Origin of the sequence: Selenomonas sp. GACV-9 (genome assembly GCA_900116485.1) — a bacterium.
GTDB lineage: Bacteria > Bacillota > Negativicutes > Selenomonadales > Selenomonadaceae > Selenomonas_A > Selenomonas_A ruminantium_G.
Genome location: FPAX01000002.1, coordinates 38,082 through 53,644 on the forward strand (window position 1 = coordinate 38,082; position 15,563 = coordinate 53,644).

Here is a 15,563-nt window from a genome sequence, read left to right on the forward strand (position 1 = left end):
GTCAATCCTCCACGTAATGGCTGAAACTGCCGATGACCAGCTGTGGGAACTCCTCATGCAGCGTCTCGATAAACTGGCGTGTGCCCACCGCCTTGCCCTGGGGCTCTGGCATGATATCGAGGAACGCATCGGGATCGATGTTGAGGTTGCGCACTTGGATCATCTGCACCGGCAGCTCACGGAAGAATTCCTGCCAAGCCTTCAGCTCTTCCTCACGATCATTGAACCCTGGGAAGTAAAGAAGATTCAAGGACACATAGACGCCCTTGTCGAGCGCATAACGGATGGAAGCCTTGACATTCTCCAGATGATAGCTGGCCCGATAATAGGCATCGTAGCCTTCCTCGCGGGCACTGATGATCGATACGCGCAGCGAGTCAAGGCCGGCATCGACGATTTTCTTCACGCCCTCGGTCCAGCCGACATTCGAGTTCATATTGATCTGTCCCTTATCCGTCTTGGCACGGATAAGCTTGATGCCAGCTGCGATATTGTCAGCAGCCAGCGAGGGCTCGCCCTCACAGCCCTGGCCAAAGCTGATGATGCCATCAGGGGCAACGCTCAGATGGTAGATGCCCACCTCAGCGATTTCCTCCGGCGTCGGCCGGAACTTGATGCGCTCCTGTGGCGAGGGACAGCACTCTGCCGGCTGCAGCGAAATGCAGCCAAAGCAGTTGGCATTGCAGACCGGCGAAGTCGGGATACCGCACTCCCAGCGGCGGTAGAAGAGATTCTGCGCCGTGCAGCAATGCCAGTTGAGGGAGCAGCCGCCCACCTGCTCGACGATGCGATTGCCCGGCAGCTCCTTCTTCGTGCGCTTGACGAGATTCTTGAGCTCCTTCGTATTGTAGTGAACAGGATCCCACTTGTCATTCTCATCGGTATAGACTGCCGCACAGTAAAGCTCATCCTTGTAAACCACCACGGCCGTATAGCCATAGAGCGGCAGGCGCTCGGCCTCTTCGGCACGCTCATAGGCCGGCAGATAGAGCCGCGTATAGCCAGCTGGCAGGATGGCCGCCACAGCCAGGCCACTTATCGGCATGACCTCGCCATCCTCCGAGCAGCCCACGGCCAAATGATCTGGCAGCAGCATAAGGTCAGCACTTTCCGGCAAGGGAATCAGATCTTCAGGCTTCAGCAGGATGTTTTCACGCCCCGTGCGCCCCATGCCTTGCATGCCTGGCGCATCAAGGATATTGCCATCTTCATCGGCATAGACTGCCGTAATCCTCTCATGCATTGACTGCCTCTCCTTCCTGTGGCGCATCGGCTGGCGCCGTCTTCTTTTTCTTCTGCTTCTTCGGGTTATACTGATTCATTGCCATATCGACATCTTCGCTGACGATGCATTCCACCGCTGGCAGCAGATAGTCGATAGCCTCACGGATTTTCGGCTCATCCTCAGCCGTGAACGGCGCCAGCACATGATTGACCACCGTCCACCCCGGCAGCGGACGGCCGATGCCGATGCGCACACGCGCAAAATGCTCATCCCCCACATGGGCCAGGATCGACTTGATGCCGTTATGGCCGCCCGCACTGCCCTTCTTGCGGATGCGGATCGTACCGGCAGGAATATCCATATCGTCATGGACGACGATAAGGTCTTCTATTGCCAGTTTATAGAAATCCATCAGCGGGCCAACCGCCTTGCCACTCTCATTCATATAAGTCTGCGGCTTGACCAGCAGGACTTTTTCCGTGCCGATGCGAGCCTCACCGATCAGCGCATCGAACTTATCCTTCCACTGCGTCACCCCCAGCTTATCCGCCAGCGCATCGACAAGCATAAAGCCAACATTATGCTTCGTCTTGGCATATTCACTGCCCGGATTGCCCAGGCCTGCAATTATCTTCATTCTGGTTTTCACTCCCATCAAAACTGTAACTCCCATTATAGTAAAGTTAGCCAGTAACGGCAAGCCATAAAAAAACAGCCCTCCGAAAGGAAGGCTGCTATAGGCATCAGTTGTCAGCCGTCGGATCGCCAACCAAAAGCAGGTAAGCGATGACGATGATACCGAGAACGATACGGTACCAACCGAAAGCTTTGAAGTCATTGGTCTTGATGTAGCTGAGCAAGAACTTGATGGACAGGATGGAAACGATGAAGGCCGTGACCATGCCGACCAGCAGGATGACAATCTCAGCCCCCGTATAGCTGAAACCGAACTTGACCATCTTGAGCAGGCTCGCACCGAACATGACCGGGATTGCCAGGAAGAACGTGAACTCAGCTGCTACATAGCGGCTCGTGCCAAACAGGATACCACCGAGAATCGTCGCACCGGAACGGCTCGTGCCCGGCACCAGCGACAACACCTGGAACATGCCGATGATGAAAGCCGTCTTGTAATCGAGGCGGCGGAGCTCACTGACACGCGGACGACGGCGCTTGTTGTAGTTCTCGACCAGGATGAACATGATACCATAGAAAATCAGCGTAGCTGCAACGACCGGTGCCGTCATGAAATGCTCTTCCATGTATTTGTTGAAGGCCAGGCCAATGACTGCGGCCGGCAGGCAGGCAACGATGACCTTGCCCCAGAGCTGGATCGTCTCGCGTTTCTCCTGCCGCGACTTCCACGACGACCAGGGATTGAGTTTCTCAAAGTTCAGCACCACGACCGCCAGGATGGCACCGAGCTGGATGACCACCAGGAACATATCCATGAAGGCCTTGCTGACATCGAGCTTGATGAACTCGTCCACAAGAATCATATGACCCGTACTCGATACCGGCAGCCACTCAGTCAAGCCCTCGACGATACCGAGGATGATTGTCTTCAATAATTCTATGATACTTAAATCCACTGTGCTATTTCCTCCTAAAATATGTGTTCAGATTCAAAAACAAATCCCATTATAGCACAGCCACTTGCCTTATGCATGTATATGGTCAAAAAATCTGTATATTTTTATTGTCTGCACTCTATCTGTGTGAGCCGGTCACTGAAAAGCCCGTTCCAGCACTGCTATAATCCAATTGAACAAACACAAGAAACTACAATTTACCATTTGCTATAGGAGGAATATCATGGAACCTGTTACGATTACCAATGAGAATTTCCAGTCTGAAGTGCTCGAGGCCAAAGGCACGGTCCTCATCGATTTCTGGGCCTCTTGGTGCGGCCCTTGCCGCATGCTCGCCCCCCTCGTCGACCAGGTTGCCGCTGAACACAGCGACGTAAAGGTCGGCAAGGTCAATGTCGATGAACAGCAGGAACTTGCCGCTCAGTTCGGCGTCATGAGCATCCCCACGCTGATTGTCTTCAGGGACGGCCAGAAAGTCAACGAGTCCGTCGGCCTCATCCCTAAAGAAAATATCGAATCACTTATCCAGTAAGTGCATAGGAAAAAGCCTTCCCAAAACCGGGAAGGCTTTTATCATGTCCTAGAACTTGCCACCGCCACCACCATGGCTGCCGCCAGAGCTGCGGCTGCTGCTTTTCGCTTTCCGCGTGCGCGTGACGCTGGTATAAAGATATGTATCACTCTGCTCCGTCAGCGCAACGCTGTCTTGCTGCAGATACGTGTCAGCAGCTACTGCATGCATGACATTGTTGAGCTGCCTGACCAGGATCTGCCAGACGCCGATTGCAACGAGCCCCGCCAGTACCATCGCTATGATAAGCGCCAACAGGTTGAAATCGCTGGCCGGATCATACGGCTCCCCCTGCTCTTCATAATAGCCCAGCATTTCATCGGCCGTCGCCGCATACATCTGGAAGGCTTTCGCATACTTCTTTTCCTTAAGCGGCGGCAGGAACGCCTCGGAAAGATGCTTGAACCCACCTTCATCGGTGATGCGCTTGCGCATCGTATTGTCCGTCGACACATACCAGTCACGGGAATCCATGGCCAGCAGCAAGACCATGCTGCCGTGAGTCCCATCCGCATAATCCCGGTCAAGGATACTGTCAGCTGTCGCCCCCGGCTGCTTGCCGTGCAGGGATTTGAGCGTGACCACAGCAATCCGGACGCCATGATCGCGTTCCACCTGATCGATCTGGCTCATCAATTCCTGCCGCTGTGCGTCCGTCAATAGGCCGGCTTCATCCACCACACTTGGCACCGGGCCATTCTCATGCTGCGGGACAGTCAGGCTGCCAGCAGCAAATGCCGTCGTCATCATCACAGCTAGGATGAGGACTGACAACAAAGCAACGATTCTCTTCTTCATCGCGTCCCCTCCTCAAGCAACAAAAAATTTCGCCAGGTAATACATGAGCGGCAGCAGCAGCAGGAACACAGCCGCTGGATAGAGCACCTCTTTGCGCTTATCGCTTGGCAGGCTGCCGACGACCTTGCCGGTCTGCCCATTCATCATGAAAGTATAAGGTTCCCCTTTATACCGCGTCGTCAGTATCCATACAGGCACCATCGCATAGGCTACCTGGCCGCTGTTCTTGATCACGGCCGAGGACTGGCATGATACCGAATCATAGCCGATGACGCTTTCCTGGAGCACGCCTACGGCACTGTATTCGATACGCTTGTCAGCCCGCGGCACCGATGCCTCGGCATCGACATCGTATTTATCGGCCAGGAACCCTGTCAGGAATGCTGTGCTGAATGGCACCATCTCGGCATAGTCAAAGGGCTCGATGCTTTCCATATAGGCATCATCCATCTTCTCACTGCCATCCACAGGAATGCGCGCAAAATCCATCGAGCCGCTGCGCTCGCAATCATAATACGAAGTCTCGGTGATGCGCTCATCTGAAGTCTCATAGACGCGCACTCGCGTAGCGCGGAATCCCGCATGCGCTGACACCGAGGAATCAAACAGCCAGAACGGCACATACATCGGCTGGATGGCCTCCAGGCGATTCTGCGCCTTGAACTCTGCTGGCAGCAGCCACTTACCCTTGTAGAACTCCTTGAGGGCCTCCACCGCATCCTGCTTGGTCTTCTTGAACGGGATGACATAGTCAGGTTTCAGCATGCCATCGAAGTTCTTCGGTATCATGGTCGGATTGCCACAGTATACACACTCCGTTGCCATCGTATTGCCATCACAGACGATTTCGGCACCGCAGGACGGACAGGTGCAGACGCGCAGAGCCGCGGCCTCAGCTGCTGCCCACTCGCTGCCGGCCTGCTCCGTCGCCCATTTGGACTCCTGCGCCTCAGCAGCTCGGGCAGCTCGCTCCTGTTCCTTTTGGAACATTTCCTCGATGGTCTTTACCTCGAATTCGTTGCCGCAATACTCACAGCTGACCTTCTCATGACCGGGCTGGAACGAAAGCGGCGCACTGCAATTCGGGCATTTGTAGTTCACAGAGGTCTCTGCCATCTGTCTCCCTCCTTTTTACGGGCGCGGCTTGCCACAGTTCGAGCAGAACTTCCCTTCATTGGCCGTCCCGCAGTCGCAGGTCCAGGGGCCAGCTGGTCTTGGCTTACCACACTCCGAACAGAACTTGCCCGTGTTGCCGGCATGACCGCAGCTGCAGGTCCACGACTCGGCCTGAGGTTTCGGCTTGCCGCAGTTCGAGCAGAACTTGCCCTCGTTGGCCGTCCCGCACTCACAGGTCCAGCTGGCAGCAGGCGCTGCCGCAGCTGGTGCCGCTGCTGCCTGCTGCTGTCCCATCGCATAGAGATTGCCCGCGTTCATGCCGCCGGCCTGCCCCGCCATGTTCATGCCCATAAAGCCCAAGGCCGCCCCCATGCCGCCCTCGTTGGCCGCCGCAGTCTGCATCGCCTCAGCCTGCGCACCTACGAGATGCGCTGCCGCCATCGTCGGATTGCGGAATGCAGCATTGCGCTGGATTTCCTTGATAAGCTGCTGGTCTTCCTCACTGGCACTGACATTGCTGACACCAAACGACACGACATCGATACCGCGCAGCTGTCCCCATTTCTGGCTCAGCACCTCATTGAGGGCATCGGCAATCTCCTGCGTATGTCCCGGCAGGGCGCTGTAGCGGATGCCCATGGCCGAAATCTTGGCAAAGGCCGGCTGCAGCGCCGTCATGAGCTCCGTCTTGAGCTGGCCGTCAATCGCACTACGATCATAACTGCCTTCCACATTGCCGCAGACATTCGTATAGAATAGTATAGGGTTGGTCAGCCGATAGCTGTATTCGCCAAAACACCGGATGGAAATATCCACATCAAGTCCGATATTCTGGTCGACGACCCGGAAGGGAATCGGGCTCGGCGTGCCATACTTGTTGCCCATGATCTCCTTTGTATTGATATAGTAGACGCGCTGATCCTTTCCCGTGTCGCCGCCATAGGTAAAACGATGGCCGATACGCTCAAAGACCGCCTTGATATCCTCGCGCAGATTGCCGCCAAATATCGATGGCTCCGTCGACTTGTCATAGACATATTCCCCCGGTTCGGCACAGATATCGACCACCTTGCCCTGCTCCACGATCAGCATGCACTGGCCGTCATTGACAGCAATCGTCGAGCCATTGGAGATGATATTATCCTCTCCACTCGTATTCGAGCTCCGCTCGCTCGTGCGCTTTTGTCCCTTAGCCGCCAGGACATCGGCCGTCAGGCTGTCACAGTAAAAGAATTCTTTCCATTGATCCGCCAGTACGCCACCCACAGCACCAGCAGCTGCTTTTATGAGACCCATATGCTTTCCCCTTTCTGCTTGTCAGCAATAAAACGCTGTTATTATACATCCCATATACTAAAATACGCTGAGATAATGACTTCTTCGCCATCTCTCAGCGTATTTCCTGCTAGACTCAGCCCGCCAAATCCCGCAGGGCCTCCCGATTCGTCAAACGGATGCAGCCACGTGCTGTCTTTACCCAGCCTTCCTGATTGAAATATTTTACCAGCCGGCTGACCACTTCACGGGCTGTTCCCATAAAGCGGGCAATCTGTTCATGGGTCATATGAATCTCATCGCCGCCCAGTTTCTCACTCTCCTCGAGCAGGAAGATGGCCAGCCGCCTGTCAGCGGACAGGAAGAGTACTTGCTGCATCTTCCAGAGCATTTCCGACAGGCGATTTGCCGCCTTCTCATAGCCAAAGCAGCGCACATAGACATTGGTGTCTGCCAATTTCCGGAAAGCCACCGCATCAGTCAGCAGCACTTCGGTATCCTCTTCGGCGTCGATATATACGTCAAAGGTCACAGCATCCAGCGCACACGATGCCGACAAGATGCCGACATCATCGGGAAACAGACGGTAAAGCGTGACCTCACGTCCATCCTCGGACATGGTGTAGACGCGCAGCTGGCCGCTCTTTATGAGCAGCACGCCGATGCAGTCCAAAGGCCCCTGATGGACCTGCGTTCCCTTGGTATAGCGGACAATATTGGTATGCGCACTGATCAGATCCTTTTCCGGTTCCGACAGATGCGGCCAGAAATCAAAATGCTTGATAAAAAGGTCGGTAACATTCTTTTTCTTTTCCAAACATACTCCTCCTCTTTCGAACTACTCATTTCTCATTATAGCGAAACAACCTGCCGGAATCTGTAACTCATGCACAAAAGCAGCCCGCTCCACAGAGCAGGCTGCTTGAAAAGCCAATGTATTCGATTAGCGGAAGAGCTGGCTGACCGAACGATGGCTCTGGATGCGCATGATGACATCGCCGAGAGCATCGGCCAGGGACAGCGTAACGATCTTGTCGGATTTTTTCTCCGGCGGCAGCGGAATCGTGTTCGTGATGACGAGTTTCTCAATCGGGGACTCGTTGATGCGCGAAACAGCCGGATCGCTAAGGATTGCATGGGAGCAGGAAGCAAAGATGCGTTTTGCACCGCGCTTCTCAAGGGCCTTGGCACCCTCGCAGAGGGAACCAGCCGTATCGACGATATCGTCGATGATGATGGCCGTCTTGCCCTCAACATCACCGATAAGGTTCATGACCTCAGCGCAGCCCGGTTTCGGACGGCGTTTCTCGATGATGGCAATCGGAGCCTGCAGATGATCGGCGAGGATACGGGCACGCGTAACACCACCGAGGTCCGGCGATACGACAACCACGTCCTCAAGCTTCTGCTCACGGAAGTAGTTGGCAATGACCGGAGCAGCAGCCAGATGGTCAACCGGGATATCGAAGAAGCCCTGAATCTGACCAGCATGGAGATCAACCGTAACAACACGAGTAACTCCAGCCGTAACCATGAGATTAGCGACGAGTTTAGCGGAGATTGGCTCACGGCCACGGGTCTTGCGGTCCTGACGAGCATAAGCATAGTACGGAACAACTGCTGTAACGCTGTGTGCCGAAGCGCGTTTGCAGGCATCTGCCATAATCAGAAGTTCCATCAGGTTGTCGTTGACCGGATAAGACGTCGGCTGAATGATGAAGATGTCCTTGCCACGAATGCTTTCGCTGATCATGACCTGCGTTTCACCGTTGTTGAAATGACCGACATATGCATCGCAGAGATTGACGCCGATATGGTCAGCGATTTCTTTTGCCAGTTCCGGATTCGCGTTACCGGTAAGGATGCATAAGTTTCCAGTGTCTAAAGCCATTTTGTAAAAATCCTCCAAATCGTTTTGTACTAAAAGTTTTCTTCTCCTGAGTGAGCAAAGTCACCCTTTATACAACAGTATAGCACTGTTTGTAACAAAATAACATAAAGCTTTTTATTTGTTTTTAAAATTCCATTAAAAATCTTATCAGCTGTTGCGCTTATCTTTCCAGCCCTCGATATTCGTCTGACGCGCACGGGCGATTGCCAGCGTATTGCTCGGCACCTTCTTGGTGATCGTGGAGCCTGCTCCTACATAGGCACCATCTTCCACCTCGACCGGTGCGACGAGATTCGAGTTGCAGCCGATGAACGCATCGTTGCCAATCTTCGTGCGGAATTTCGTCTTGCCGTCATAGTTGACCGTAATCGTACCGCAGCCCATGTTGCAGCCCGAGCCCATATCGGTATCGCCGATATAGGAAAGATGCGGCAACTTGGAGCCTTTGCCCACCGTGGAGTTCTTGACCTCGACGAAGTTGCCGATCTTGACACCCTCAGCCAGGTGGGTATTCGGACGGATATGGGTGAACTGCCCCAGGATGACACCATCCTCCAGCTCACAGTCATGTGCATAGGTGAACTGGCCCGTCACATGATTTCCAGCCTTGACATTCTGGAAACGGATGCTCGGTCCGATCTCGCATTCCTCACCAATGACCGTGTTGCCCTCGAGCCAGGTCATTGGATAAATGACCGTATCACGGCCGACCTTGACATCAGCATCGACATAGGTCGTATCTGGATCCATCAGCGTTACGCCTTCAGCCATGAGCTCTTCGTTCTTGCGGCGGCGCAGGATCTTCTCAGCACCTGCCAGCTGCTGGCGGGAGTTGATGCCCAGCGTCGACTCATAGTCATCAGCAGCTACAGCCCAGATTTTCTCGCCCTGCTTCTGCAGGATCTCGAGGACATCCGGCAGATAGTACTCGCCCTGCGCGTTGTCGTTCGTGACTTTCTCGAGAGACGCAAACAGTGCCTTGGCATCAAAGCAATAGATACCGGAATTTACTTCCTTGACTTGGCGCTCTTCTTCCGTCGCATCCTTATGCTCGACGATTTTCTGCACCGAGCCATCTGCCATGCGGATGATGCGGCCATAGCCCGTAGCATCCGGCATGATAGCCGTCAGGACCGTAGCTTTGGCGCCAGCCTCAACATGAGCATCAAAGAGTTTCTTGAGGAGATTCCCCGTCAAAAGCGGCGTATCCCCGCAGAGAACCATGACCGTGCCAGTTTCATCCTTCAGCAGGTCTGCCGTCTGCATGACAGCATGGCCCGTGCCGAGCTGCTCTTTCTGCTCAACGAACTCAGCCTGAGCGCCGATAGCCTCACGAACCACATCGCCACCGAAACCAGTTACGACGATATTGCGCTTGGCGCCAGCAGCCTTAGCGGCATCGATGACATGCTGCACCATCGATTTGCCCGCAGCCTTGTGCAGGACCTTCGGCAGCTTGGATTTCATGCGGGTGCCTTTGCCGGCAGCCAAGATAACTGTAACTAAATCAGACATGTAAAAATTACTCCTTTATTGCTCCGAGGCTCATTTGTCCTCGGCTTTTTTCTTCTTGGATTTCGTCTTGGTCTCGCTCTTCTTATCCATGATTTCCATCGCCTTGAGCAGCGTCTTCTCGGAATTTTCCATATGGCGCTCTGCTGCCTTGATGGCTGCCTTGCGGTCGCCCTGGGCAATGGCCTCGACGATCAGGCGATGCTCCTCGAGGGTTGCCTCGAGACGGCCCGGATAAGACATGGACAAGGTACGGAAACGCGTCAGTTGATCGCGCAGATTCGAGATGATACCGACCAGACGCGTATTGCGGGCAGCATGGTACATCGTATCATGGAACTCGATATCAGTCTCGACGATCTTTTCCATATTGCCTTCTTTGATATAGCCGCCAATGATGACGAGCAGCCGCTGCAGATGCTCGAGCTCCTCGTCCGTGATGTGGTCAGCAGCCAGGCCATTCGACAGCGCCTCCAGCGCCGTGCGGATCTCAAAGATCTCATTGATATCACGGATCGACATGCTCGCCACATAGGTACCGCGACGCGGCATCATGACAACATAGCCTTCGAGCTCCAGCTTGCGGATTGCCTCACGTACCGGCGTGCGGCTGACACCGAGTTCCTCAGCCAGCTGGATTTCCATGATGCGTTCGCCCGGTTTCAGGATTCCATTGCGGATAGCCTCACGCAGGGACTCACATACGACCTCGCGCAGCGGTTGGTAGCTGTCAAGCTTAATGGGAGCTAATCTGTTGTCCATTTACGATTCCCTCAATTCTGGTAGCTTAGTGATTTAGTGATGATCTGTGGTTACTGTACTTTCCCCGTCGTGCGGATGACATAGACATAGGCATCGGTATGCTCGCGCATATAGGCCGCAATCTTTTCGGCTGCCTCCCTGCTTTCCGCCAATCCGAAAACGGTCGGGCCGCTGCCAGACATCATGCTGGCCATAGCTCCCTGCTGCATCATCATCTGCTTGTACTGGGAAATGACATCATACTTTTTAATAGTAACACTTTCGAGCACATTGCACAACAATCCAGCTACAGCTTTTCGATTGCCGCGGGCAATTTCCTGCTGGATCTTCTCAGTGTCCGGATGCTTTTCTGCCCCCTGCTCATCATAGTTCTGATACGCCCAGGCCGTCGAAACCGAGATGCGCGGTTTCGCGAGGACCACCCACGTTTCCGGCATATCGGGCAGCCGTTTCAGTATCTCGCCGCGCCCCGTCGACAGCATAGTGCCACCGAGCAGGCAGAACGGGATATCCGAGCCCAGACGCGCACCGAGCTCGCAGAGCTTCTCATCGGAAATATCCAGGTCATACAGCGCATTCATGCCGCGCAGCACAGCTGCCGCATCAGTACTTCCTCCAGCAAGACCAGCAGACACCGGGATGCGCTTAGTCAATTTCATGCACACGCCACCCGTCAGGCCATACTCTTCCTTTATAAGTGCCGCTGCCCGCCAGGCCAGATTCTTCTCATCTGCCTTGAGCCAGGGAACATTGATGGCAAGCTCAATCGGCCCATCCGTCTTCTCCATCTCCACCGTATCGCTGAGGCCAATCGACTGCATGACCATCGCTACTTCATGATAGCCATCGGGACGCTTGCCCAGAATATCCAGCGTAAGATTAATCTTGGCATTGCCCTCCACCTTAATCACGAAACCACGTCCTTTCGCAAACTTTTCTATATAAGGATAGCAATAAATCCCCCCCTGTTCAAGTGTTTCCGTCCAACTCTATTGCACAATTTCATATTTTGCAGGATAATAAGAATCAGAAAACTGAAAAAATGAGGTCATGCGTATGAAAAAACAAACAAACATCCGTTATTTCACCGTTCTGGCCGTATTGCTCGCTGCCGGAATGAGCGGCTATTGGTACTCCACAGGCCTGCCACTCCCTCAAATCATAAATATTGGTTTTGCGATTCTCTTGGCCGCCCTGCCCATCCCGCTGTGGCTCTCACGGCCAGTTGCCCTCGCACGCGGTGCCAAGCGGGCCGCAAAAGAAGAAGAGATCCTGCTGGCCCATCCAGCTGTGATTGCCGAAACAGCCAAACTTGATACGCTGGTCGTAGCCAAAGATGGCATCGTCACCGAGGGCAACCCCTATATCGCCGCCCTCGTCCCTGAGGGCATCAGCCAGGGAGCACTGCTGGGACTGGCCGCCTCAGCCGTGCGTGACTCAAGCAATCCGCTCTTCCAGGCCATCTACCGGACGGCTATCGAGCGCCGCCAGCATCTGCAACGCTTATCGGCAGCCAACGAATTTCCAGGCTATGGCGTCGAGGCACTTATCAACCGCTCGCCCCTGCGGGTCGGCAAAGGCGAATGGCTGCAGCAGGAAGGCATCGAGATCAGTGCCAACCTGCTGACTAAGGCTGACCAGCTCGCTCAGCGTGGCCAGACCACCGTATTCGTCGCCAACGACAAATACTGCCGTGGCATCATCGCTCTAGCTGACGAGATTCCTCAGGACAATATCACGGCCTTCCATAAGCTGCACCGCCAGAAAATCAAACTCATCATGCTGACGGGAGACAGTCGCCGCACAGCTAATGCCGTCCGCAAGCAGGCCCACCTCGACGAGGTCTGCTCCAACCTTTCCCCTCAGGACAAGGTCCGTGAGATCCAGCTCCTGCGGGCCCATGGTGCCACCATGGCCATGGCCGGCAGCCTTGACAGCGATACAGCCGCCATGGCAGCGGCAGATCTCAGCATCCATGTAGGTGCGTTGCCAGAAGAACCAGCCGGCGATATGGAAAATCCTGCCCGCCCCTTTCCAATGACCTTTTCCATTGTCTTGCAGAGCGGCAAGCTTTGGGATCTATCCACGCTGATCGACATCAGCCGCAAGACCATGGGCATCGTCAAGACGAACCGCTTCATCGCAGCTGTCACCTGGCTTATCCTGCTGCCACCAGCCCTTGGCCTGCTCCACGTTTTTGGTGGACCTTTTCTCCCGCCATTCTGTGCAGCAGCCATGCAGCTGACAGCTGCCGTCCTGATTCTTTTGAATTCCTTGCGTGCCTGATTTTCAGCGAACTGCACCGCTTCTGAAAACGGAAGCGGTGTTTTTATTTTATTGTAATTCTTAATTTTCTGATTTATAATAAAAGATGAATTTATGTCTTTTATCTACGCCGCAAAGGAGGGAATCAAATGGAAGCCTTGCTCTTATCCCGATGGCAATTTGCCATCACGACAACGTATCACTTTCTGTTCGTCCCGATTACCTTAGGGCTGTCGATTTTCGTCGCCCTGCTCGAAACCTGCTATGTCCGCACGAAACACCCGGCCTGGAAAGCCACCTGCCGTAAGCTCGTCCGCTTTTTCGGCACGATTTTCCTGATCAATTTCGCCATGGGCGTCGTCACCGGTATCGTGCAGGAATTCCACTTCGGCATGAACTGGTCCGAGTATTCGCGGTTCATGGGCGACATCTTCGGCGCGCCGCTGGCTCTTGAGGCACTGACGGCCTTCTTCCTCGAGTCGACATTCCTCGGCATCTGGGTATTCGGCTGGGATAAGCTGTCCGAGAAACTTCACTGCGCCTGCATCTGGCTCGTCGCCATCGGCAGCAATATCTCGGCATTCTGGATTCTTGTCGCCAACAGTTTCATGCAGCATCCCGTCGGCTTTGCCATCGAAAATGGCCGTGCCGTCATGACCGACTTCTTCGCACTGCTCACGAACCATTATGTCATCGGCGAGTATTCCCATGCTCTGTTTGCTGGCATTTCCACCGGTGGTTTTGTCGTGCTAGCGGTCTCGGCCTGGAAGGTGCTCTATGATGAAACTTCACGCCAGGCCTTCACCCAGACGCTCAAGGCCGGTGCCATCTATATGATCATCGGCATCCTCGGTGTCATGGGCAGCGGCCACATGCACACGCAGTATCTTGCCGAGGCCAATCCGATGAAGCTTTCTTCGATGGAAGCCCTCTGGGAAACGGAGAATCCCGCACCGTTTGCCATTATGGCCGACATCAACATGGAAAAGAATCGCAACGACAGCGAACTGGCTGTCCCCGGCGTCTTCTCTTTCATGCTCTACAATAAGCCAGAAGGCGAGGTAAAGGGCATCAACGCCCTGCAGAAAGAATACCAGACGAAGTACGGCCCTGGAGACTATCGCCCTGACGTGCCAGCCCTGTTCTGGAGTTTCCGCATCATGGTAGCAGCCGGCGGCTTTATGCTGATGCTTGCGCTGGCCATTGGTTTCCTCGCCAAGATGGATCGCGTCATGGCCTTCCCGCTACTGCTCAAATCACTGCCCTTCCTGCTGCCGGTTCCCTTCCTAGCGAACTCAGCCGGCTGGTTCATCGCTGAGGCCGGACGCCAGCCTTGGATTGTCGTTGGCCTGCAGAAAACCGCCGACGCCGTGTCGCCAAACCTCACTGCCGGATCTGTCTGGCTGACCATGATCGGCTTTACGGCCATCTATCTACTGCTGGCCATTGCCGCACTCTACATCGCACTACGTCATATCCGCACGACCTCGATTCCCGTTGAAGGGAGGGATTCATGATGGAACTCAATGTAATCTGGTTTGTGCTCATCGTCGTCCTGTTCACAGGCTTTTTCCTGCTCGAGGGTTTTGATTATGGTGTCGGCACGCTGCTGCCCTTCATGAGCCCCCACGACAACGAACGCACACAGGTACTGCGCACGATTGCGCCAGTCTGGGATGGCAACGAAGTCTGGATGATTACGGCTGGCGGCGCATTATTCGCAGCCTTCCCCCATGTCTATGCCACGATGTTCTCGACCTTCTACCTCGCCTTGTTCCTGATGCTCGTGGCTCTTATCCTGCGCGGCGTGGCCTTCGAGCTGCGCGGCCGTCACGAGTCGCCGTGCTGGCGTCATTTCTGGGAAGGTGCTATCTGCTTCGGCAGCGCGATTCCCGCCTTCCTCTGGGGCGTCGCTGTCACCAACCTCATCCAGGGACTGCCAATCAGCGAGAAGATGATTTACCTCGGCGGGTTCTTTGACCTGTTGACGCCCTACACCATCATCGGCGGTCTGACCTTCCTATTCGTCTTCACGTTCCATGGTGCCGCCTTCCTGACCCAGCGTCTGGCCAGCCACGGACTGATCCTGCGGGCCAGGACCCTTGCAGCCAAAGCTGGCGCACTGGCAATCATCGCCTTTGTCTTCTGCCTGGCCCTGACCTTCCTCAATACCGACCTTTTCCACAGTATGCTTGGCGGTCTGTGCCTGCTGGCTGCTGGTGCCTTCTTCATCGTAGGGTATCTACGCTTGTTCCAGGGGCATTCCCGCACAGCTTTCGTGCTGAGCTCGCTGGCAATTGGTGCCACGACTGTTGCCTTCTTTGCCGGCCTGTTCCCGCGGCTCATGGTCTCCAGCCTCAATCCTGACTGGTCACTGACCATCACCAACGCCGCCTCGACTCAATACACACTGTCAATCATGACCATCGCAGCCGCCTGCCTGGTGCCGGTCGTCCTGCTCTATCAAGGTTGGACCTACTGGATCTTCCGGCAACGCATCACGCCTGAGGATGGTGAAAGCTCCCATTGATATCTGAAATATCTGACCGGTCAAAA

The 15,563-nt window shown here is 54.7% G+C and carries 15 protein-coding genes; 4 read left to right on the forward strand and 11 right to left on the reverse strand.

The window, feature by feature from the left end; genetic code table 11:
• Position 1: 1 nt before the first annotated feature.
• From BM322_RS03420 to BM322_RS03430, 3 genes are all read right to left on the reverse strand, one after another.
• Positions 2–1,243: a radical SAM protein gene (locus BM322_RS03420; protein WP_075428516.1), complete on the reverse strand. Its 1,242-nt coding sequence runs from the start codon at positions 1,241–1,243 to the stop codon at positions 2–4.
• Positions 1,236–1,862, reverse strand: a complete 627-nt coding sequence (gene pth, locus BM322_RS03425) for an aminoacyl-tRNA hydrolase (protein ID WP_075428517.1) — start codon at positions 1,860–1,862, stop codon at positions 1,236–1,238. The genes BM322_RS03420 and pth overlap by 8 nt, the downstream gene beginning before the upstream one ends.
• A gap of 106 nt (positions 1,863–1,968) precedes the next feature.
• On the reverse strand, positions 1,969–2,817 hold the full coding sequence (locus BM322_RS03430; RefSeq protein WP_177220811.1) for an undecaprenyl-diphosphate phosphatase: 849 nt from the start codon (positions 2,815–2,817) through the stop codon (positions 1,969–1,971).
• A 223-nt stretch (positions 2,818–3,040) separates the two neighbouring features.
• On the opposite strand from BM322_RS03430, the gene trxA reads away from it, so the two are divergent.
• Complete coding sequence (trxA, locus tag BM322_RS03435; RefSeq protein WP_075428518.1) at positions 3,041–3,349, forward strand: thioredoxin; 309 nt, start codon at positions 3,041–3,043, stop codon at positions 3,347–3,349.
• A 48-nt stretch (positions 3,350–3,397) separates the two neighbouring features.
• On the opposite strand, the gene BM322_RS03440 is transcribed toward trxA, so the two are convergent.
• The 8 genes from BM322_RS03440 to ispE form a co-directional block, all read right to left on the reverse strand.
• Positions 3,398–4,186 (reverse strand): YgcG family protein, encoded by a 789-nt coding sequence (locus tag BM322_RS03440; protein WP_075428519.1) that lies wholly within the window; start codon positions 4,184–4,186, stop codon positions 3,398–3,400.
• A 12-nt stretch (positions 4,187–4,198) separates the two neighbouring features.
• On the reverse strand, positions 4,199–5,302 hold the full coding sequence (locus BM322_RS03445; RefSeq protein WP_075428520.1) for a hypothetical protein: 1,104 nt from the start codon (positions 5,300–5,302) through the stop codon (positions 4,199–4,201).
• A 15-nt stretch (positions 5,303–5,317) separates the two neighbouring features.
• On the reverse strand, positions 5,318–6,598 hold the full coding sequence (locus BM322_RS03450) for an SPFH domain-containing protein (protein ID WP_075428521.1): 1,281 nt from the start codon (positions 6,596–6,598) through the stop codon (positions 5,318–5,320).
• A gap of 115 nt (positions 6,599–6,713) precedes the next feature.
• Entirely contained in the window at positions 6,714–7,394 is a 681-nt protein-coding gene (locus BM322_RS03455; protein ID WP_082334358.1) for a Crp/Fnr family transcriptional regulator, read from the reverse strand.
• A 126-nt stretch (positions 7,395–7,520) separates the two neighbouring features.
• On the reverse strand, positions 7,521–8,468 hold the full coding sequence (locus BM322_RS03460; RefSeq protein WP_075428522.1) for a ribose-phosphate pyrophosphokinase: 948 nt from the start codon (positions 8,466–8,468) through the stop codon (positions 7,521–7,523).
• A 147-nt stretch (positions 8,469–8,615) separates the two neighbouring features.
• Positions 8,616–9,983, reverse strand: a complete 1,368-nt coding sequence (glmU, locus tag BM322_RS03465; protein WP_075428523.1) for a bifunctional UDP-N-acetylglucosamine diphosphorylase/glucosamine-1-phosphate N-acetyltransferase GlmU — start codon at positions 9,981–9,983, stop codon at positions 8,616–8,618.
• Between the two features lie 30 nt (positions 9,984–10,013).
• Positions 10,014–10,742: a GntR family transcriptional regulator gene (locus BM322_RS03470; RefSeq protein WP_075428524.1), complete on the reverse strand. Its 729-nt coding sequence runs from the start codon at positions 10,740–10,742 to the stop codon at positions 10,014–10,016.
• Between the two features lie 50 nt (positions 10,743–10,792).
• Positions 10,793–11,653: a 4-(cytidine 5'-diphospho)-2-C-methyl-D-erythritol kinase gene (gene ispE / locus BM322_RS03475; RefSeq protein ID WP_075428525.1), complete on the reverse strand. Its 861-nt coding sequence runs from the start codon at positions 11,651–11,653 to the stop codon at positions 10,793–10,795.
• Positions 11,654–11,798: 145 nt separating this feature from the next.
• Between ispE and BM322_RS03480 the strand changes: the two genes are divergently transcribed.
• The 3 genes from BM322_RS03480 to cydB all read left to right on the forward strand — a co-directional run bounded on the left by BM322_RS03480 (position 11,799) and on the right by cydB (position 15,537).
• Positions 11,799–13,028: an HAD-IC family P-type ATPase gene (locus BM322_RS03480; RefSeq protein WP_075428526.1), complete on the forward strand. Its 1,230-nt coding sequence runs from the start codon at positions 11,799–11,801 to the stop codon at positions 13,026–13,028.
• Positions 13,029–13,156: 128 nt separating this feature from the next.
• Entirely contained in the window at positions 13,157–14,524 is a 1,368-nt protein-coding gene (locus BM322_RS03485; protein ID WP_075428527.1) for a cytochrome ubiquinol oxidase subunit I, read from the forward strand.
• Positions 14,524–15,537 (forward strand): cytochrome d ubiquinol oxidase subunit II, encoded by a 1,014-nt coding sequence (gene cydB / locus BM322_RS03490; protein WP_075428528.1) that lies wholly within the window; start codon positions 14,524–14,526, stop codon positions 15,535–15,537. Before BM322_RS03485 ends, cydB begins: the two co-directional genes overlap by 1 nt.
• Positions 15,538–15,563 lie beyond the last annotated feature (26 nt).